The sequence below is a fragment of the Streptomyces sp. NPDC044002 genome, from assembly GCF_056434525.1.
In genome coordinates this window covers 104,203-121,784 of sequence record NZ_JBWKEZ010000017.1, presented here as the reverse complement: position 1 = coordinate 121,784, position 17,582 = coordinate 104,203, and the positions used below count along the sequence as shown (strand labels likewise).

General features: G+C 73.5%; 17 protein-coding genes. 14 read left to right on the top strand and 3 right to left on the bottom strand.

The annotated features are described in order from the left end of the window. Nucleotides 1–215: 215 nt before the first annotated feature. Both AC07A6_RS15885 and AC07A6_RS15880 read right to left on the bottom strand, forming a co-directional pair. The gene (locus AC07A6_RS15885; protein WP_478777446.1) at nucleotides 216–1,520 is read right to left on the bottom strand and encodes a sensor histidine kinase; all 1,305 of its coding nucleotides are present in this window, start codon (nucleotides 1,518–1,520) and stop codon (nucleotides 216–218) included. Nucleotides 1,521–1,880: 360 nt separating this feature from the next. Further along, on the bottom strand, nucleotides 1,881–3,047 hold the full coding sequence (locus tag AC07A6_RS15880; RefSeq protein WP_362460430.1) for a sensor histidine kinase: 1,167 nt from the start codon (nucleotides 3,045–3,047) through the stop codon (nucleotides 1,881–1,883). 156 nt (nucleotides 3,048–3,203) lie between these two features. Between AC07A6_RS15880 and AC07A6_RS15875 the strand changes: the two genes are divergently transcribed. The 14 genes from AC07A6_RS15875 to AC07A6_RS15810 all read left to right on the top strand — a co-directional run bounded on the left by AC07A6_RS15875 (nucleotide 3,204) and on the right by AC07A6_RS15810 (nucleotide 16,314). Further along, complete coding sequence (locus tag AC07A6_RS15875; protein WP_042801540.1) at nucleotides 3,204–3,611, top strand: NADH-quinone oxidoreductase subunit A; 408 nt, start codon at nucleotides 3,204–3,206, stop codon at nucleotides 3,609–3,611. Next, nucleotides 3,602–4,207, top strand: coding sequence for an NADH-quinone oxidoreductase subunit B (locus AC07A6_RS15870; RefSeq protein ID WP_125605286.1), 606 nt, complete (start codon nucleotides 3,602–3,604; stop codon nucleotides 4,205–4,207). The genes AC07A6_RS15875 and AC07A6_RS15870 overlap by 10 nt, the downstream gene beginning before the upstream one ends. After that, nucleotides 4,204–5,442, top strand: coding sequence for an NADH-quinone oxidoreductase subunit C (locus tag AC07A6_RS15865; protein WP_478777445.1), 1,239 nt, complete (start codon nucleotides 4,204–4,206; stop codon nucleotides 5,440–5,442). The genes AC07A6_RS15870 and AC07A6_RS15865 overlap by 4 nt, the downstream gene beginning before the upstream one ends. Beyond that, nucleotides 5,439–6,407, top strand: a complete 969-nt coding sequence (locus AC07A6_RS15860) for a complex I subunit 1/NuoH family protein (RefSeq protein WP_125817884.1) — start codon at nucleotides 5,439–5,441, stop codon at nucleotides 6,405–6,407. The genes AC07A6_RS15865 and AC07A6_RS15860 overlap by 4 nt, the downstream gene beginning before the upstream one ends. After that, the gene (locus tag AC07A6_RS15855; RefSeq protein WP_478777444.1) at nucleotides 6,407–7,042 is read left to right on the top strand and encodes a NuoI/complex I 23 kDa subunit family protein; all 636 of its coding nucleotides are present in this window, start codon (nucleotides 6,407–6,409) and stop codon (nucleotides 7,040–7,042) included. The genes AC07A6_RS15860 and AC07A6_RS15855 overlap by 1 nt, the downstream gene beginning before the upstream one ends. Next, on the top strand, nucleotides 7,042–7,677 hold the full coding sequence (locus tag AC07A6_RS15850; RefSeq protein ID WP_362460441.1) for an NADH-quinone oxidoreductase subunit J family protein: 636 nt from the start codon (nucleotides 7,042–7,044) through the stop codon (nucleotides 7,675–7,677). Before AC07A6_RS15855 ends, AC07A6_RS15850 begins: the two co-directional genes overlap by 1 nt. After that, nucleotides 7,677–8,045 carry an NADH-quinone oxidoreductase subunit NuoK gene (gene nuoK / locus AC07A6_RS15845; RefSeq protein WP_478777443.1) on the top strand — a complete coding sequence of 123 codons (369 nt, stop codon included), beginning with the start codon at nucleotides 7,677–7,679 and terminating at the stop codon, nucleotides 8,043–8,045. The genes AC07A6_RS15850 and nuoK overlap by 1 nt, the downstream gene beginning before the upstream one ends. Next, nucleotides 8,042–10,045: an NADH-quinone oxidoreductase subunit 5 family protein gene (locus tag AC07A6_RS15840; protein ID WP_478777442.1), complete on the top strand. Its 2,004-nt coding sequence runs from the start codon at nucleotides 8,042–8,044 to the stop codon at nucleotides 10,043–10,045. Before nuoK ends, AC07A6_RS15840 begins: the two co-directional genes overlap by 4 nt. A gap of 38 nt (nucleotides 10,046–10,083) precedes the next feature. Continuing rightward, nucleotides 10,084–11,637 (top strand): complex I subunit 4 family protein, encoded by a 1,554-nt coding sequence (locus AC07A6_RS15835; protein WP_478777447.1) that lies wholly within the window; start codon nucleotides 10,084–10,086, stop codon nucleotides 11,635–11,637. Next, nucleotides 11,634–13,178: an NADH-quinone oxidoreductase subunit N gene (locus tag AC07A6_RS15830; RefSeq protein ID WP_478777441.1), complete on the top strand. Its 1,545-nt coding sequence runs from the start codon at nucleotides 11,634–11,636 to the stop codon at nucleotides 13,176–13,178. The genes AC07A6_RS15835 and AC07A6_RS15830 overlap by 4 nt, the downstream gene beginning before the upstream one ends. 211 nt (nucleotides 13,179–13,389) lie before the next feature. Further along, a complete protein-coding gene (gene htpX / locus AC07A6_RS15825) occupies nucleotides 13,390–14,253 on the top strand; it encodes a zinc metalloprotease HtpX (RefSeq protein ID WP_478777440.1) in 864 nt (287 codons plus the stop codon). After that, complete coding sequence (locus tag AC07A6_RS15820; protein ID WP_469227163.1) at nucleotides 14,250–14,642, top strand: YccF domain-containing protein; 393 nt, start codon at nucleotides 14,250–14,252, stop codon at nucleotides 14,640–14,642. Before htpX ends, AC07A6_RS15820 begins: the two co-directional genes overlap by 4 nt. After that, nucleotides 14,639–15,742, top strand: coding sequence for a barstar family protein (locus AC07A6_RS15815; protein WP_478777439.1), 1,104 nt, complete (start codon nucleotides 14,639–14,641; stop codon nucleotides 15,740–15,742). The genes AC07A6_RS15820 and AC07A6_RS15815 overlap by 4 nt, the downstream gene beginning before the upstream one ends. A gap of 50 nt (nucleotides 15,743–15,792) precedes the next feature. Then, nucleotides 15,793–16,314 (top strand): SMI1/KNR4 family protein, encoded by a 522-nt coding sequence (locus tag AC07A6_RS15810; protein ID WP_478777438.1) that lies wholly within the window; start codon nucleotides 15,793–15,795, stop codon nucleotides 16,312–16,314. On the opposite strand, the gene AC07A6_RS15805 is transcribed toward AC07A6_RS15810, so the two are convergent. After that, nucleotides 16,292–17,536, bottom strand: a complete 1,245-nt coding sequence (locus tag AC07A6_RS15805; RefSeq protein WP_478777437.1) for an APC family permease — start codon at nucleotides 17,534–17,536, stop codon at nucleotides 16,292–16,294. The two genes, AC07A6_RS15810 and AC07A6_RS15805, sit on opposite strands and share 23 nt — an antisense overlap. Nucleotides 17,537–17,582 lie beyond the last annotated feature (46 nt).

Here is a 17,582-nt window from a genome sequence, read left to right as displayed (position 1 = left end):
ACGGGCTCCCCTCCTCCCCCACCCCCCCCCCCCCCGCCCCCCACCCCCCCCCCCCCCCCCCCCCCGGAACGGTGGAAGGGCGGGTAGGGGACCGGCCCCGCGCAGCTGCCCGCCCCAGCCCCACCCCCGCCCCAGCCCCACCCCCGCCCCAGCCCCACCCCCGCCCCGGCACCGGGCCCCGCCCCGCGAGGCCCCCGCACCGGGCCCGCCAGGGCCTACGCGCGGCCTCGCCACGGCAGCTCAGCCGTGACCACCGTCCCCTCCCCCTCGGGGGAATCCACCACGAACACCCCGTCCACCGCATCCAGCCGCTCCGCGAGCCCGGCCAGCCCACTCCCGCCGGAGGCATCCGCTCCGCCCCGCCCGTCATCGGCCACCCGCAGCAGCAGCCGCGGCCCCGCCCGCCACACCTCGACGCTCGCGCCCCGCGCGGTCGCCCCCGCGTGCTTGCTGACGTTCTGCAGCAGCTCCGACACCACGAAGTACGCGATCCCCTCGATCGCCTCGGCCGGCCGCTCCGCCAGGTCCACCTCCACCCGCACCGGCACCGTGCACCGCGAGGCCACCGACGACAGCGCCGCGTCGAGCCCCCGGTCGGTCAGCACCGCCGGATGGATGCCCCGCGCGAGGTCCCGCAGCTCCTGGAGGGCGATCTTCACCTCGCCGTGCGCCTCGTCCACCATCCGGGCGGCGGCCTGCGGATCCTCGGCCAGCTTCTCCTTCGCCAGGCCCAGGTCCATGGCCAGCGCCACCAGCCGGGCCTGCGCCCCGTCGTGCAGGTCGCGTTCGATCCGCCGCAGGTCGGCCGCCGCCGTGTCCACGACCGCCCCGCGGTCGGACTCCAGCTCCATGACCCGGTCGTCCAGGCGGGACCGGCCGAGCAGCCCGCTGACCAGCACCCGGTCGGCGGTGGTCAGCGCCCGCAGCACCCACGGGGTGGCCAGCGTCAGGCCCAGCCCGATGACGAAGGCGCCGGCGACCGTCACGGGGGAGTCGAGGTAGAAGGTGTACTCGTCGTTCTGGAGGACCGGCAGCCCCGGCAGGTCGGTGAAGGCCGGGAAGACCCAGAACCACAGCGGGTACAGCACCATGCTCCAGCCGGTGCACCACAGCGTGAGCGCCGTCGTGAAGGTGAACACCGCCCAGGGCAGGTGCACGACGGAGTACAGCACGTGCCGCCAGGCGCTGCCGCTCTTGAGCAGCGCCCCGACCCGGGCCACCGCCCCGCCCTTGGCCGCCCGGACGGGCGCCGGATCGGCGAGCGGCACGCGCAGCATCCCGCGCACCCGGGCCCGCTCCACCTGCCCGAAGCCCCGGCACATGGCCAGCACCCCGGCCAGCACCGGCACCCCGACGAACGTCACGAGCAACCCGGCTCCGATGGCCACGCCGGTGACGGCGAGCGAGAAGTACAGGGCGCTGAGCGGCAGGCCCACCAGCAGGTACGCGAACTCGCGCCAGGTCTGCGCCGCCACCGGAGCCCGCAGCACCGCCCGGCCGATGCCCTTGCCGTTGCCCATGATCCAGCCCCGCCCTTCCAGCTCATCCCTTGACCCCTCAACCCTGCCGCCGGCCCCTCTGCCCGAACCATGCGGCAGGTCACCGTCTCCCCCGGGGGTTAACCCCACCCCGCCACCTCCAGCCCCGCCGCGCACCTCCAGCCTCGCCGGCACCCTCCAGCCCCGCCGGCGTTTGAGGCGCGGGGGTCCGGGGGCGGAGCCCCCGAAAGGGGTCCGGGCGCAGCCCGGGGAACGGTGGAAGGGCGGGTAGGGGACCGGCCCCGCGCAGCGGCCCGCCTCAGGCCCCCACCCCCGCCCGCCCCCGCAGCCCCGCCCCGGCACCGGACCCCGCCCCCGCTCCGGCCCCGGGCCCGTTAGGGCCTACGCACGGCCGCGCCACGGCAGCTCCGCCGTGACCACCGTCCCCTCCCCCTCGGGGGAGTCCACCGCGAACACCCCGTCCACCGCCCGCAGCCGCTCAGCGAGCCCCGCCAGCCCACTCCCGCCGGAGGCATCCGCTCCGCCCCGCCCGTCATCGGCCACCCGCAGCAGCAGCCGCGGCCCCGCCCGCCACACCTCGACGCTCGCGCCCCGCGCGGTCGCCCCCGCGTGCTTGCTGACGTTCTGCAGCAGCTCCGACACCACGAAGTACGCGATCCCCTCGATCGCCTCGGCCGGCCGCTCCGCCAGGTCCACGTGCACCTTGACCGGCACCAGGCACCGCGAGGCCACCGACGACAGCGCCGCGTCGAGTCCCCGGTCGGTCAGCACCGCCGGGTGGATGCCCCGCGCGAGGTCCCGCAGCTCCTGGAGCGCCAGCTTCACCTCGCCGTGCGCCTCGTCGACCATCGCCGCCGCGCCCTCCGGGTCCTCCAGCAGCTTCTCCTTCGCCAGGCCGAGCCCCATGGCCAGCGCCACCAGCCGGGCCTGCGCCCCGTCGTGCAGGTCGCGTTCGATCCGCCGCAGGTCGGCCGCCGCCGTGTCCACGACGACCCCGCGCCCCGACTCCAGCTCCGCGATGCGCCGCTCCAGCTCGTCGGAGGGCGACAGCAGGCCCCGTACCGCCGCGCGGTCCACGTTGGACAGCCAGCGCGCCACGTACGGCAGCACGGGCCACAGCACGATCAGCCCGGGCAGCGCGATACTGAAGGTCAGTACTCCCCACGGCAGCCGGACCAGCTCGTACAGCACGGTCCGCCAGCCCACCGGGTCCTTGATCCCGGCCCACAGCCAGGCGAAGAACCCGCCGGCCCGCCCCGGCCCCGGCAGCGGGGTCGGCTCGTCCACCCGTACGCCGAGCAGGATCCGCGCCCGGGCGCGTTCGAGTTTTCCGAGCTGCCGCGACCCGAGCAGACCGCAGGCGAGCAGCGGCAGTCCGATCGCGGTCACGGACAGACCGCCCGCCGTCGCAATCATGAAAACCGTGTAAACAAATCCGATCAACGCCACCGGCAGGTTGCTCAGCAGGTAGGCGATCTCCTTCCACGTGGCCGCGTCGAAGGCGGGGCGTACGGGAGGGGGAGCGGAAGCTTGATCGTTCGCGGTCATGCGGCTCAGCCTGCCAATTCCGCCCCGCCGACGCCATGGGGCGGCCAGGCGGCAGTGAACGGGGGGTAACCCCACCCCGCGCTGCCCAGGCCCTAGACTCCCTGCCGTACCAGATCAACCTGATCGTCGACAGTGGCCGAGGAGCGAGGAACGGACGTGCCCGACCCAACGGTATCGACAGCAACCGTGATCGCAGCGGACTACTTCCGGAGCTATTCGGTCGTCGGCCTGCTCGCTGTCGTCGGCGTGCTCTTCGTCGCCGTGGCCTTCGGCGCCGGCCGCCTGCTGCGGCCCGTGGTCCCGACCCCCGAGAAGCTGCTGACGTACGAGTGCGGCGTGGACCCCGTGGGCGAGGGCTGGGCGCACACCCAGGTCCGCTACTACGTCTACGCGTTCCTGTACGTCATCTTCGCCGTCGACTCGATCTTCCTCTTCCCGTGGGCGACGGTGTTCGCCGCCGCCGGTTACGGCGCCACGACCCTGGTCGAGATGTTCATCTTCCTCGGGTTCCTGGCCGTCGGCCTGCTCTACGCGTACAAGAAGGGCGTCCTCGAATGGACGTGACACCGGCCGTCACCCCGGAGCCCCAGCCCCAGCTGCTCCCGGAGCCGAAGAGGCTGGGAGTTCTCTCCCGCCTCGCCCCGGAGCCCATGAAGGTGGTGCTGAACTGGGGCCGCCGCTACAGCCTGTGGGTCTTCAACTTCGGCCTCGCCTGCTGCGCGATCGAGTTCATCGCCGCGTCGATGGCCCGACACGACTTCATCCGCCTGGGTGTCATTCCGTTCGCGCCGGGCCCGCGCCAGGCCGACCTGATGATCGTCTCGGGCACGGTGACGGACAAGATGGCCCCGGCCGTCAAGCGCCTGTACGAGCAGATGCCCGAGCCGAAGTACGTCATCTCCTTCGGTGCCTGCTCCAACTGCGGCGGCCCGTACTGGGACTCGTACTCCGTCACCAAGGGCGTGGACCAGATCATTCCGGTCGACGTCTACGTGCCGGGCTGCCCGCCCCGCCCGGAGGCCCTCCTCCAGGGCATCCTCAAGCTTCAGGAGAAGATCGCCCGAGAGTCCCTCGCGGACCGCTACGCGGCATCGCCCTCCGTCGCCCAGCTCACCAGCGGCCTCGTCGCGGCGCCGCCCGCACCGGGGGCCGGCGCGTGAACCTCTACGACTCCCTCCCCGAAGCGGCCGGCACGGTCTTCGGCGCCGAGGCCGTGGCCTCGTCCGCGTACGAGCTCCTCACCGTCGACGTCCCCGTCGGCTCCTGGATCTCCGCGCTGGAGATCGCCCGCGACAAGCTGGGCTGCACCTACTTCGACTGGCTGAGCGCGGTCGACGAGCCCGGTACGGGCTTCCGCGTCTGCGCGCACGTCGTCTCCCTGGAGAACCACCGGGTAAGCCGGCTGCTGCTGCGCACGACCGTCCCGCACTCGGCGCCCTCGCTGCCGTCCGCCGTCGCCGTGTACGCGGGCGCGGCCTGGCACGAGCGGGAGACCTTCGAGATGTTCGGGGTCACCTTCACGGACCACCCCAACCTCGTCCACCTGCTCCTCCCCGAGAACTTCGAGGGCCACCCGCTGCGCAAGGACTTCGTCCTGGCGGCGCGCGTCGCCAAGGCGTGGCCCGGCGCCAAGGAGCCGGGCGAGGCGCACGACCCGGACGCGCCCAAGCGCCGCCAGATGCTCCCGCCCGGCGTGCCGGACCCCAACGACTGGGGCCCGCTCAAGGGCCAGCTGCCCCCGGCCCCCGCCCGGCCGGCCCGCACCCCGCGCGCCGCCGGCGCCGGCCCGGCGCGCACCCCGCGCGAGGGCGCCCCGGTGCGCCGCACGCGCTCGGTGACGGAGGGCTCGGCCACCCAGGCCGCAGCCGCCGACACCCCGGAGACCCCGCGCCCGCCGCGCCGCACCCGCTCGGTGACGGACGGCTCCGCCAGCCAGACCACCCCGGCCCCGGCGCCCGCCGACGCCGACACCCCGGCGGCCCCCGACACCCCGGCCGCCGCCCGCCCGCCCCGCCGCACCCGCTCGGCCTCCGACGGCTCCGCGAGCCAGGCGGCGGCCCCGGCGGAGCCGGGCACCCCGGAGACCCCGGCCGCGCCCGGCGCCGCCGCGGCCGCGGACACGGCCACCGACGCCCCGCGCCCTGTCCGGCGTACCCGCTCGGCCGCGGACGGCTCCGCGAGCCAGGCCACCCCGCCGGAGGCACAGGGCGACGGCTCCGCGAGCCAGGAACCCGCGCCGGAGCCGGAGGCTCCCAGGCGCCCGGCACCGCGCAGCGCCGACGCGCCCTGGCACAACCCGAAGCCCGCCTTCGAGGAGCCCCCGGCCCCCGAGCCCAAGCCCAAGCCCGCACCCAAGCCCGACACCGAAACCGACACCACCGGAGGCGACGCGTGAACGACGTCCTCGACGTCGCCCTGCGACTGATCGTCGTCTTCGCCGTCTTCCTCGTGCTCCCGCTCGTCATCGGGCAGACCGAGCACAAGGTGATGGCGCACATGCAGGGCCGCCTCGGCCCCATGTACGCCGGCGGCTTCCACGGCTGGGCCCAGCTCGTCGCCGACGGCGTGAAGTTCGCGCAGAAGGAGGACATCGTCCCGGCCAACGCCGACCGGCGGATCTTCCAGCTCGCCCCCGCCGTCGCGCTGCTGCCGTACCTCCTCGTCCTGATCGCCATCCCCATCGGCCCGGGCGACAGCTGGATCGGCCAGGTCATCGACGCCGGCCTCTTCTACGCCCTCGCCGTCATGGGCGTCGGAGTCCTCGGCAGCCTCATGGGCGGCTGGGCCTCCGCGAACAAGTTCTCCCTGCTCGGCGGCCTGCGCACCGCGGCCCAGCTGCTCGCGTACGAACTGCCCATGCTGCTCGCCGCCGCCTCGGTCGCGATGGCCGCCGGGACCGTGTCCCTGCCCGGGATCGTCGGCGCCTTCGAATGGTGGTGGCTGCCCTGGCAGATCATCGGCGCGGTCGTCTTCTTCACCGCCGGCCTCGCCGAACTCCAGCGGCCCCCGTTCGACATGCCCGTCGCCGACTCCGAGATCATCTTCGGCGCGTACACCGAGTACACCGGCCTGCGCTTCGCGCTGTTCCTGCTCGCCGAGTACGCCGGCATCGTCGTCCTGTGCGCCCTCACCACCGTCCTCTTCCTCGGCGGCTGGCACGGCCCCTTCGGCGGTGACGGCCTCGGCTGGTTCTGGACCCTCCTCAAGACCGCCGTCCTCGCCTTCGTCGTCATCTGGCTCCGGGTGAGCTACCCGCGCCTGCGCGAGGACCAGCTCCAGAAGCTCGCCTGGACCGTACTCATCCCGCTCGCGCTCGCCCAGATCGCGCTCACCGGCATCGTGAAGGTGGCGATCCAGTAATGCCCCCGATTCCCGGATCCGGCCTCGCCAAGGGCCTGGCCGTCACCCTGCGCACGATGACCAAGCGCGCGCACACCGCCCAGTACCCCGAGGTGCAGCCCGAGCTCCCGCCCCGCAGCCGCGGGGTCATCGGCCTGTTCGAGGAGAACTGCACGGTCTGCATGCTGTGCGCCCGCGAGTGCCCCGACTGGTGCATCTACATCGACTCCCACAAGGAGACGGTGCCCGCCGCCACCCCCGGCGGCCGCGAGCGCAGCCGCAACGTCCTCGACCGCTTCGCCATCGACTTCTCCCTCTGCATGTACTGCGGCATCTGCATCGAGGTGTGCCCCTTCGACGCCCTCTTCTGGTCGCCGGAGTTCGAGTACGCGGAGACCGACATCCACGAGCTCACCCACGAGCGCGACAAGCTGCGCGAGTGGATGTGGACCGTGCCGGCCCCGCCCGCCCTCGACCCCGCTGCCGAGGAGCCCAAGGAGATCGCGGCCGCCCGCAAGGCAGTGGAGAAGGCCGAAGCCGCCGCTGCCACGGCTGCCGCCGCGGCGGCAGCCGCGGCCCGGACCGAAGCGGCCCCGCCCGCCGACGGCACCCCCGCCGACGGCACCCCCGACACCCCGGCGGGAGGCACCGCCTGATGTACCCCGCCCACCTCGCAGCCGCCGCGGCCGCGGGCGCCCCCGCGCCCGGCCCCGGCTTCCTCTCGCCGACCGGCGTCGAGATCGCCTTCCTCCTCGTCGGCCTCGCCACCCTCGGCGCGGCCGTCATCACGGTCACCACCAAGCAGCTCGTGCATGCCGCCCTCTGGCTGGTCGTCGCCCTCGGCGGGATCGCCGTCGAGTACCTGCTGCTGACCGCCGAGTTCATCGCCTGGGTCCAGGTCCTGATCTACCTCGGCTCCGTGGTCGTCCTCCTCCTCTTCGGGCTGATGCTCACCAAGGCCCCCATCGGGCGCTCCCCGGACGCCGACTCCGGCAACCGCTGGGTCGCGCTCGGCGTCGCCGGCGCCGCCGGGGCCGCGCTCGTCTGGGTGGTCGCCGACGCCTTCCGCACCACCTGGATCGACCTCGACGGCCCCGCCCAGGGCTCCACCAAGGTCTCCGGAGAGATCCTCTTCCAGCACTGGGTGCTGCCCTTCGAGGCGCTCTCCGTGCTCCTCCTCGCCGCCCTGATCGGCGCCATCGTCCTCTCCCGCCGCAACACCCCCGCCGAGGACGCCGCAGACGCGGCCGACGCCGCCGCCCGCGCGGGCACCGAGAAGGGGCAGAGCTGATGCACCTCGCCTACCCCGCCGTACTCGCGGCCCTGCTCTTCGCCACCGGCCTCTACGGAGTGCTCGCCCGCCGCAACGCCATCCTGGTCCTGATGTCCGTCGAGCTGATGCTCAACGCCGTCAACCTCAACCTGGTGGCCTTCGACGTCTGGCTGCGCGACACCCTGCACGCCGGCCAGGCCCTCACCCTCTTCACCATCGCCATCGCCGCCGCCGAGATCGGCATCGGCCTCGCCATCGTGCTGATGGTGTACCGCAACCGCGGCACCTCGGACGTCGACAGGCTGCGCGACACCGCCGAGGGCCACGAGCCCGGCCGCCCCGATGACACCGCTGCCACCACTGCCCGGCCGGAGGTCGCCGCGTGAGCACCACGACCCTCGCGGTCCTCGTCCCCGTCCTCCCCTTCCTCGGCGCCCTCGCCGGCCTGCTCCTGGGCCGCACCGCCCCCGGCTTCGCCAGGCCGCTCGCCGTCCTGCCGACGCTGGCCGCGGCCGTCCTGGCCGTGCTCGTCGCCGTCCGCCACGGCGGCGGCCCGGCCATCGACACCGCGACCGAGCTCACCCCGACCGGCTCCGTGCCGATCGAGCTGTCGCTTCACCTGGACGGCTTCGCCGTACTGGTCGCCGCCCTCGTCGGGGTCGTCGCCACCTGCGTCCAGCTCTACTCGACGGCCTACCTGCGCGAGGACCCGCGCTACCCGTCCTACGCGGCCCTCGTCTCCCTGTTCACCTCCGCCATGCTGCTCGTCGTCTACTCCGGCGACCTGATGGTGCTGCTGGTCGGCTGGGAAATCATGGGCATCTGCTCGTACTTCCTCGTCGGCCACTACTGGGAGACCGAAGCGGCCCGCTCCGCCTCCCTCAAGGCCTTCCTCGTCACCAAGCTCGGCGACGTCCCCTTCCTCATCGGACTGTTCGCGCTCGCCGCCGACGCCGGATCCTTCCGGATCACCAAGATCCTCGGAACCGTCGCCGCGGGCGGACTCGACCACCCGACGCTCATCGCGCTGCTCCTGCTCGCCGGCGTCGCCGGCAAGTCCGCGCAGTTCCCGCTCCACACCTGGCTGCCCGACGCCATGGCCGGCCCCACCCCGGTCTCCGCGCTGATCCACGCCGCGACGATGGTCGCCGCCGGCGTCTACTTCATCGCCCGCCTGCTGCCCGTCTTCACGGCCTCCCGGGCCGCACTCGTGGTCATGGCCGTCATGGCCGCCGTCACCATGATCGGCTCCGGCCTCGCCGCCCTCGCCCAAGACGACATCAAGCGCGTCCTCGCCTACTCCACCGTCGGCCAGCTCGGCTACATGACCGGCGCCCTCGCCGTCGGCGACCGCGGCGCCGCCGTCTTCCACCTCCTGTCCCACGGCGCCTTCAAGGCACTCCTCTTCCTCGGCGCGGGCGTCATCATCCACGCCGCCGGAACGAACTCCCTGGCCGCCATGTCCCGCATGGACGGCCTGGCCAAGCGCATCCCCGACGCCTTCTGGACGATGACGATCGCGCTGCTCGCGCTCGCCGCCATCCCGCCCTTCGCCGGCTTCTTCTCCAAGGAAGCCGTCCTCGTCGCCGCCGAGCACGCCGCCGGCGGACACTCCGACCTCGCCCCCGGCGCGGCCGGCTGGATCGTCCTCGCCGCCGGCGTACTGACCGCCCTGCTCACCGCCGCCTACGCCACCCGGCTGTGGCTGATGGCCTTCCGGGGCCGCGGCGCCGCCGCCCCCGACCACGGCAGGGAACCCGTCGCCATGACCGGCGTGCTGTGGCTGCTGGCCGTCCCCTCGACCGCCTTCGGCCTCGCCGCCGGCCCCCTCGCCGACTGGTTCGACGGCGCGGAGCTCACCCCGTCCGTGACCACCTCGGTCCTCGGCACCGGCGCCGCCCTCATCGGCATCGTGCTCACCTACGGCCTCTGGCAGCGGGCCACCGCCCGCGCCGCCGCCGGGATCCGCAACGGAGCCGCCGTACCCGCGTCCGTCGCCGCCGCCGAATCCGCCGCCGAGACCCCCGAGGTGGACAAGGTGACCCACGACCACCCCGCCGTGGCGGCCACCCCCGCAGCTGACCCCGGCCGGGCCCTCCTCGGCCCGCTGCACCGCCACGCCGCCGACGGCTTCCACCTCGACGCCGTCTACGACCGGCTCTTCGTCCGCCCCACCCGGGCGGCCGCGGGCCTGGTCCGCTTCCTGGACCGCGAGGTCGTCGACACGTACGTCCGCGGCGCGGGCACCGGCCCCCGGCTGCTCGGCAGCCTCGTACGCCGGGCCCAGACCGGCAACGTACAGAGCTACCTGAGCGCCCTGCTCGCCGGCGCCGTGGTCCTGGCCATCGCCACCGCCGTCCTCGCCAACGTCAACGCCGGATCGTGAGCCGAGAGTCAGCCGTGATCGATATCAGCCCGTCCGTGATGCAGTTCCTTCTGGCGTTCATCGTGGCCGCACCGCTCCTCGGCGCCGTCGCGGCCCTCCTGCCGGCCCCGCCCGGCCTCAAGGGCAAGAGCCCCGAACAGGCCGTGCTCCGCCACGGCGTCACCATCACCGGAGTCGTCCTCGCCGCGGCCGTCGCCCTCACCCTGGGCTTCGACCACGACGCCCCGTCCCGCTTCCAGGCGACGACGGACATCAGCTGGATCCAGGCGCTGAACATCCGGATCCACCTCGGCATCGACGGCATCTCGCTCCCCCTCCTCCTGATGACCGCGCTGCTGTTCTTCCTCTGCGCGGTGTACAGCTACTTCAAGCTCCCCGAAGGCCCCTCCCCGAAGGCCTTCGTCGCGCTGCTCCTCGTGCTCGAGTCCGGCACCCTCGCGACCTTCGCCGTCCTCGACCTGATGCTGTTCTTCCTCGCCTTCGAGATGGTCCTCATCCCGATGTACTTCCTCATCGCCCGCTGGGGCGGTGCTCAGAGGCAGGCCGCCGCCTGGAAGTTCATCCTCTACACCCTCCTCGGCTCCGTGGTCATGCTGCTCGGGCTGCTGCTGATCGGCCTGAACAGCGGCACTTTCGACATGGTGGCACTCGCCTCTGACAACGGGCGCGGACTGAGCCACACCACCCAGCTCCTGGCCGTCCTCGCCATCGGCATCGGCCTCGCCGTGAAGACCCCGATGTGGCCGCTGCACACCTGGCTGCCCGACGCCCACACCGCCGCGCCCACCGTCGGCTCCGTGCTCCTCGCCGGCGTCATGCTGAAGATGGGCACCTACGGGTTCGTCCGCATCCTGCTGCCCGTCACCCCCGACGGCATGCACACCTTCGCCCCCTACCTGGGCGCCTTCGCCGCCGTCGGCATCGTCTACGGATCCCTCGCCTGCCTCGCGCTGACCCGCAGGAACGGGAAGGGCGACCTCAAGCGCCTCATCGCGTACTCCTCCGTCGGACACATGGGCTTCGTCCTCCTCGGCATCGCGTCCATGACCCCCACCGGGGTCAACGGCGCGCTCTTCGCCAACATCGCCCACGGCCTGATCACCGGCCTCCTCTTCTTCCTCGTCGGCGCCCTCAAGGACCGCTACGGCAGCAGCGACCTCGACACCCTCGCCGGAGCCACCGGCGCCGCCCTCTACGGCCGCGCCCCCCGCCTCGGCGCCCTCCTGGCCTTCGCCGCCGTCGCCTCCCTCGGCCTGCCCGGCCTCGCCGGCTTCTGGGGCGAGATGCTGGCCCTCTTCGGCGCCTTCGACCCGGCCGAGGGCCTCTCCCGCCCGGCCTTCCTCACCTACATGGCCGTCGGCGCGTTCGGCACCCTCCTCACCGCCGCCTACCTGCTGATCGTCGTACGGCGCGTCTGCATGGGCGACCCCAAGGCCGGCCCCGAGATCACCGTCGCCGACGTCCAGCGCTACGAGTTCGCCGCCTGGACCCCGCTCGTCGCCCTCACCGTCCTCGCCGGCCTCTGGCCGGCGGTCCTCCTCGGCCTCACCGACCCGGCCGTCCAGAAGCTCCTCGCAGGAGGCAACGCATGACGGCCACCACGGTCCTCGCCGCCGACACCCCCAGCCTCGTCCAGTCCGTCGACTGGCTCGCGATCGCGCCCGTGGTCATCACCGCCGCCGTCGCCGTGTTCGTCCTGGTCGCCGACCTGTTCATGTCCGAAGCCCGCAAGCCGGTCCTCGGCTGGATCTCCGTGGCCGGCCTGGCCGCCGCGACCGCCTCCCTGCTCCCGCTGCGCGCCGGCGACCGCTCCACCTTCTGCCTCACCGGCGACCCGGCCGCGTGCAGCTACACCGCCGACCACTTCGCGCTCGTCGTGCAGTTCCTGGTGCTGGCCGGAGCCCTGGTCACCGCGCTGCTGTCGGTCACCGCCGTCCGCGACGCCCGCACCCCGGCCGGCGAGTACTGGTTCCTGCTGCTGTCCTCCGCCGCCGGCGCCGCCCTGCTGCCCGCCTCCCGCGACCTCGCCACCCTGATCGTCGCCCTCGAAGTGGCCTCGCTGCCCGCCTTCGCCCTCGTCGGCATGCGGCGCGGCGACCGGCTCTCCTCCGAGGCCGCCCTCAAGTTCTTCCTGTCCTCGGTCACCGCCACCGCCGTCTCCCTGATGGGCGTCAGCTTCGTCTACGCCGCCACCGGCTCCCTGCATCTCTCGCAGGTCGCGGGACGGCTCGAAGAGGTACCCGGGCAGCTCGACACCCTCGCCATGGCGGGCGTCGCGCTCACCCTCGTCGGCTTCGCCTTCAAGACCGCCGCCGTCCCCTTCCACTTCTGGGTCCCCGACACCTACGTGGGCGCCCCGCTCCCCGTCGCCGGATACCTCTCGGTGATCGGCAAGGCCGTCGGCTTCACCGGCCTCATCCTCGTCACGGTGATCGCCTTCCCCGCGTACTCCGACGTCTGGGGCCCGGCCCTGGCCGTCCTCGCCGCGCTCACCATGACCCTCGGCAACGCCGCCGCCCTGCGCCAGTCCGCCGACCGCGCCCACAGCGCCGTACGCCTCCTCGCCTGGTCCTCCGTCGGCCAGGCCGGCTACCTCCTGGTCCCGATCGCCGCGGCCGCGTACACCGACCGCGACCAGATCGGCTCCACCGTCGCCTACGCGCTCATGTACGCCGCCGTGAACCTCGGCGCCTTCGCCGTGGCCGCCCTCGTGGCCCGTACGAAGCCGCTGCACCGGATCAGCGACTACCGCGGCCTGTACGCGGAGCGCCCCGCCGCCGCCCTCGCGATGGCCTTCTTCCTGCTCTGCCTCGCCGGACTGCCGCCGGGCGTCATCGGCCTCTTCGCCAAGGTCGCCGTCTTCCGCTCGGCCGTGGACGCGGGCCTGGGCTGGCTGGCCGTGCTCATGGCCGTCAACGTCGTCGTCGCCCTGTACTACTACCTGCGCTGGACCGCGCTCCTGTTCCGTACCCCGGAGCCGGGAACCGGGCCCGCCGCGGACCTGCCCGCCCGCACGAAGGCGCCCTGGCCCGTCGCCGCCGCCATCGCCCTCACCGCCGTGACCGCCCTCGTCCTCTCCGGCGCCCCGCAGCTCGTCCTGCGCTTCGCCTCCGGCAGCCTCTTCCCGCTGTAGCCCGTCCGGCCGCGCCCTCCCGCGGGGACTCACCCGTACGGAGTAACGCCCGCCGTCGCCGCCCGGCCCGTGCCACCGGGGCGGCGGCCCCGCCGTGCCCTGGGAACCAGACGCGGCCGGATCGCGTTGACCAGGAAGGGAGGGTCCACTGGACCGAAGTCCCTCAGATCCACGACGGGGCTCCCCTGCCGCACCACTTGGAGGGCGTACCGTGCACCGCCGGCACAACGGGCTGAAGACCGCCGTACTCCTCGGCGGGATGTCCGCACTCATCATCCTCATCGGAAGCTTCTTCGGACGGGGCGGCCTGATAGTCGCCGTCCTCGTCGCCCTGGGGACGAACGCCTACGCGTACTGGAACAGCGACAAGCTGGCTCTACGCGCGATGCGCGCCCGCCCCGTCAGCGAGTTCGAGGCCCCCGAGCTCTACCGCATGGTGCGCGAGCTCTCCACCTCCGCGCGCCAGCCCATGCCCCGCCTCTACATCTCCCCGACCGAGGCCCCCAACGCCTTCGCGACGGGCCGCAACCCGCGCAACGCCGCCGTCTGCTGCACCGAGGGCATCCTGCGCATCCTCGACGAGCGCGAGCTGCGCGGGGTCATCGGGCACGAGCTGAGCCACGTCTACAACCGCGACATCCTCATCTCGTCCGTCGCCGGAGCCCTCGCCTCCGTGATCATGTTCCTGGTGAACTTCGCCTGGCTGATCCCGGTGGGCCGCTCCAGCGACGACGAGGGCCCCGGCATCTTCGGCATGCTGCTGATCATGATCCTCGGCCCGCTGGCCGCGTCCGTGATCCAGCTCGCCATCAGCCGCTCGCGCGAATACGAGGCCGACGCCTCCGGTGCCCAGCTCACCGGCGATCCACTCGCCCTGGCCGACGCCCTGCGCAAGCTCGACGCCGGCACCAAGCAGCTCCCGCTGCCCCCCGAGCCCCGCCTGGAGACGGCGAGCCACATGATGATCGCCAACCCGTTCCGGCCCGGCCAGGGCCTCTCCAGGATGTTCTCGACCCACCCGCCGATGGCCGAGCGCATCGCCCGGCTCGAACAGATGGCAGGACACAGCCGGTGAAAACCATCCTGAACGTCATTTGGCTCGTGCTCAGCGGGATCTGGCTCTTCCTCGGCTACTGCGTCGCCGGCCTGATCCTCTGCATCACCATCATCGGCATCCCCTTCGGGATAGCCGCCTTCCGCATAGCCGTCTACGCCCTCTGGCCCTTCGGCTACACCACGGTCGAACGCCACGACGCGGGCGCGCCGTCCTGCGTCGGCAACGTCCTGTGGCTGGTCCTGGCCGGCTGGTGGCTGGCCCTCGGGCACATCGTCACCGGCATCGCCCTCTGCGTCACGATCATCGGCATCCCCTTCGGCATCGCCAACTTCAAGATGGTCCCCCTCTCCCTCCTCCCCCTGGGCCGCGAAATCGTCCCCACGGACGCCCCCTTCGCCTCCCGGTGACGGCCGGCATCCGCTTCGCCCTGCGGGGCGAGGACGAGGACCACGAGGAAGAACAGCTCTGGGCGCTGTGCGAGGACGCCGAGAACCTCTTCGCGGACCCGCCCGAGCCGGTACGGCGGCGGTACGAACTGCTGGGCTGCGCCCTTGACGCGGAGCTGCCGCGGGCGCTGGGCTTCCTGATCCTCCAGCCGCTCGACAAGAACGGCCGGGCCACGGGGGAGTGGAACCTGGACGGCGTCCGCGTCCTCGCCACCCGCCCCTGCGCCCGCGACCTGTCACGGACCGACGTGAGCATCGAGGCCGTACGGTGCGACGACCAGGCGGACCACCCGCACCGGGTCGCCCTCTCCGTCGGCTTCGCCCTCTTCGACGCCCAGGGCGGGCCCCTGGGCCACTGCCGGGACCTCGCCGAGGTGCTGCCGGCCGAAGCGCCGCCCCCGCACCACGTACGCCTCCTCGGCTGCGCCGTGCGCGGGCCGCTGCTCGACGCACTGGACGCGCCGGAAAGCCGGAAGAAGTGGCGCAACCTCGGCTACCGGCGGCTGGAGGCGCTGGACACCGCGGGGGAGACCCTCGCCGTGGCCGGGTACCCGCACATCGTCGAGTGGCAGCCCTCGCCGCGCGGCCCCGGCCTGTACGACCTGACCGTCGACATGGAGCCACAGCCCTCCGTCGTCGCGCGGATCTGGCCCCTGTGGCGCGACGGCCACCCGGCCGTCCCCAACCTGTGGGCGAGTTTCGACAGCGAGGGCCGGGACCACTGGCTCGGCCCCGCCCTGGTCCACCCCAGGGGGCCGGACCGGCCGGGCGGCGGCACCCACCACCTCGACGGGCGCCACGTCACCGACGCCGAAGGCTTCCTCTGCGCCCTCGGCGAGGCCGTCAACGGCCCCGGCGGCTACTTCGGACGCTCCCTCGACGGCGTCGCGGACGCCCTGTGCGGCGGCTTCGGCGTCCGCAGGCCCTTCACCCTCGTCTGGCACGACCACGAGGTGGCCCGCCGCAGCCTCGGCCTCCAGCCGCTGGTCGGCCGCCCCGCCACCTTCGACGAACTCCTCGAATTCCTGGAAGGGGAGGGCGTCGAGGTCGTCCTCGCCTGAGTTGTCCACAGGCCCGGGCGGCTGTCAGTGGGGTGCGCCACCATGAACACATGAACGAAACCGAGCAGTTGCTGGAGCAAGTGACCGACCGGGTGCGGGCCTCCGCGCGCGGGCGCGGCGAAGCCCTTCCCGAGCCCCTGGCGGATAGGGAGGCCGAACGCGCCGCGCACGCCCTGGGCTTCGCCCTGCCACCCCTCCTCACCGCGCTCTACACACGGATCGGTGACGGCGGATTCGGGCCCGAGTGCGGCCTGCTGCCGCTGCGTCAGGCCATGGCGGAATACGGGGCCGGCCGCGCCTCCGACTGGGGCTGGCCCGAGGGCGTCCTGCCGATAGCCGACCTGGGCTGCGCCATGTACGCGTGCGTGGACTGCCGCTCCGAGACCGCCCGGGTCCTGCTGTTCGAGCCGAATCCGGGGGATCCCGACCTCGCCTGGTACCTCAAGTCCCCGAGCCTGGCGCGCTGGCTGCGCGACTGGCTGGACGGCACCGGTTGGTTCCGCGAGGAATGGGACGAGGACGAGATGGAGGTGACCCCCTGGACGGAGTTCAGCTCCCGGTGCGCGGCCTGAGCCCGCCCCGCCGCACCGCGTAGACCAGCGCGCCCACCGCCAGCACCGCCGCCCCCGAGACCGCCGACGCGAGGGGCAGCGCACACGCCAGCACCACACAGCCGGACAGCCCCACCGCTGCCACGGCCCGGTCCTTGACAGCTGAACCGAGAGTCCACGCGGAAGCGTTCGCGATCGCGTAGTAGACGAGCACTCCGAAAGAGGAGAAGCCGATCGCGCCCCGCAGATCGGCGGTGGCCGCGAGCACCGCCACGACCGCACCCACCGCGAGCTCCGCGTGGTGCGGCACCTGATGCCGGGGATGTACGGCCGCCAGCGCGCGCGGCAGATGGCCGTCCCGGGCCATCGCCAGGACCGTGCGCGACACCCCGAGCACGAGGGCCAGCAGAGAGCCCAGCGCGGCCAGCGCCGCGCCCGCCCGGACCACGGGGGACAGTCCGGGCCACCCGGCCGCGCGCACCGCGTCGGCCAGCGGGGCGGCCGACGCCGCCAGCCCGTCGCTGCCGAGCACCGACAGGGCCGCCACCGCCACGGCGGCGTACACCAGCAGCGCGATCCCCAGCGCGAGCGGCACCGCGCGCGGGATCGTGCGCTCCGGATCACGCACCTCCTCGCCCAGGGTGGTGATCCGGGCGTAGCCCGCGAAGGCGAAGAACAGCAGACCCGCCCCCTGCAACAGCCCGGCCGCCTTCCACTCCCCGCCGGCCAGGGCCCCCGGATCCGCCGCACCGGAGGTCAGGCACGCCACGACGACCCCGGCCAGTACCGCCAGTACCGCCGCCACGATCAGCCGGGCGATCCGGGCCGACTTCTGCACCCCGCCGTAGCCCGCGGCGGTCAGGGCCACCACCGCCGCGACGGCCACCGCGTGCTGCCGCCCCGGCCACACGTACGCCCCGACGGTCAGCGCCATCGCCGCACAGGAGGCCGTCTTGCCGACCACGAACCCCCAGCCGGCCAGGTACCCCCAGAACGGGCCGAGCCGCTCGCGGCCGTAGACGTAGGTCCCGCCGGAGGCCGGATACCGGGCGGCCAGCCGGGCCGATGACCAGGCGTTGCAGTACGCCACCAGGGCGGCCACCGCGAGGGCCGCGAGCAGTCCGCCGCCCGCCGCACGGGCCGCCGGGGCGAGGGCGGCGAAGATTCCCGCGCCGACCATGGCGCCGAGTCCGACGACGACGGCGTCGGACACCCCCAGGCTGCGCTTCAGCTCGTTGTCCACGGGCGGAGGGTAGCCGGGCCGGATGACGGCTGGGATGACGGGCCGG

What these genes read in the sequence shown, in the direction of transcription:
- AC07A6_RS15835 (WP_478777447.1), top strand. Translation starts at nt 10,084, where the DNA reads ATGCAGTTCCTTCTGGCGTTCATCGTGGCCGCACCGCTCCTCGGCGCC.
- nuoK (WP_478777443.1), top strand. Translation starts at nt 7,677, where the DNA reads ATGCACCTCGCCTACCCCGCCGTACTCGCGGCCCTGCTCTTCGCCACC.
- AC07A6_RS15810 (WP_478777438.1), top strand. Translation starts at nt 15,793, where the DNA reads ATGAACGAAACCGAGCAGTTGCTGGAGCAAGTGACCGACCGGGTGCGG.
- AC07A6_RS15850 (WP_362460441.1), top strand. Translation starts at nt 7,042, where the DNA reads ATGTACCCCGCCCACCTCGCAGCCGCCGCGGCCGCGGGCGCCCCCGCG.
- AC07A6_RS15855 (WP_478777444.1), top strand. Translation starts at nt 6,407, where the DNA reads ATGCCCCCGATTCCCGGATCCGGCCTCGCCAAGGGCCTGGCCGTCACC.
- AC07A6_RS15880 (WP_362460430.1), bottom strand. Translation starts at nt 3,047, where the DNA reads ATGACCGCGAACGATCAAGCTTCCGCTCCCCCTCCCGTACGCCCCGCC.
- AC07A6_RS15830 (WP_478777441.1), top strand. Translation starts at nt 11,634, where the DNA reads ATGACGGCCACCACGGTCCTCGCCGCCGACACCCCCAGCCTCGTCCAG.
- AC07A6_RS15885 (WP_478777446.1), bottom strand. Translation starts at nt 1,520, where the DNA reads ATGGGCAACGGCAAGGGCATCGGCCGGGCGGTGCTGCGGGCTCCGGTG.
- AC07A6_RS15870 (WP_125605286.1), top strand. Translation starts at nt 3,602, where the DNA reads ATGGACGTGACACCGGCCGTCACCCCGGAGCCCCAGCCCCAGCTGCTC.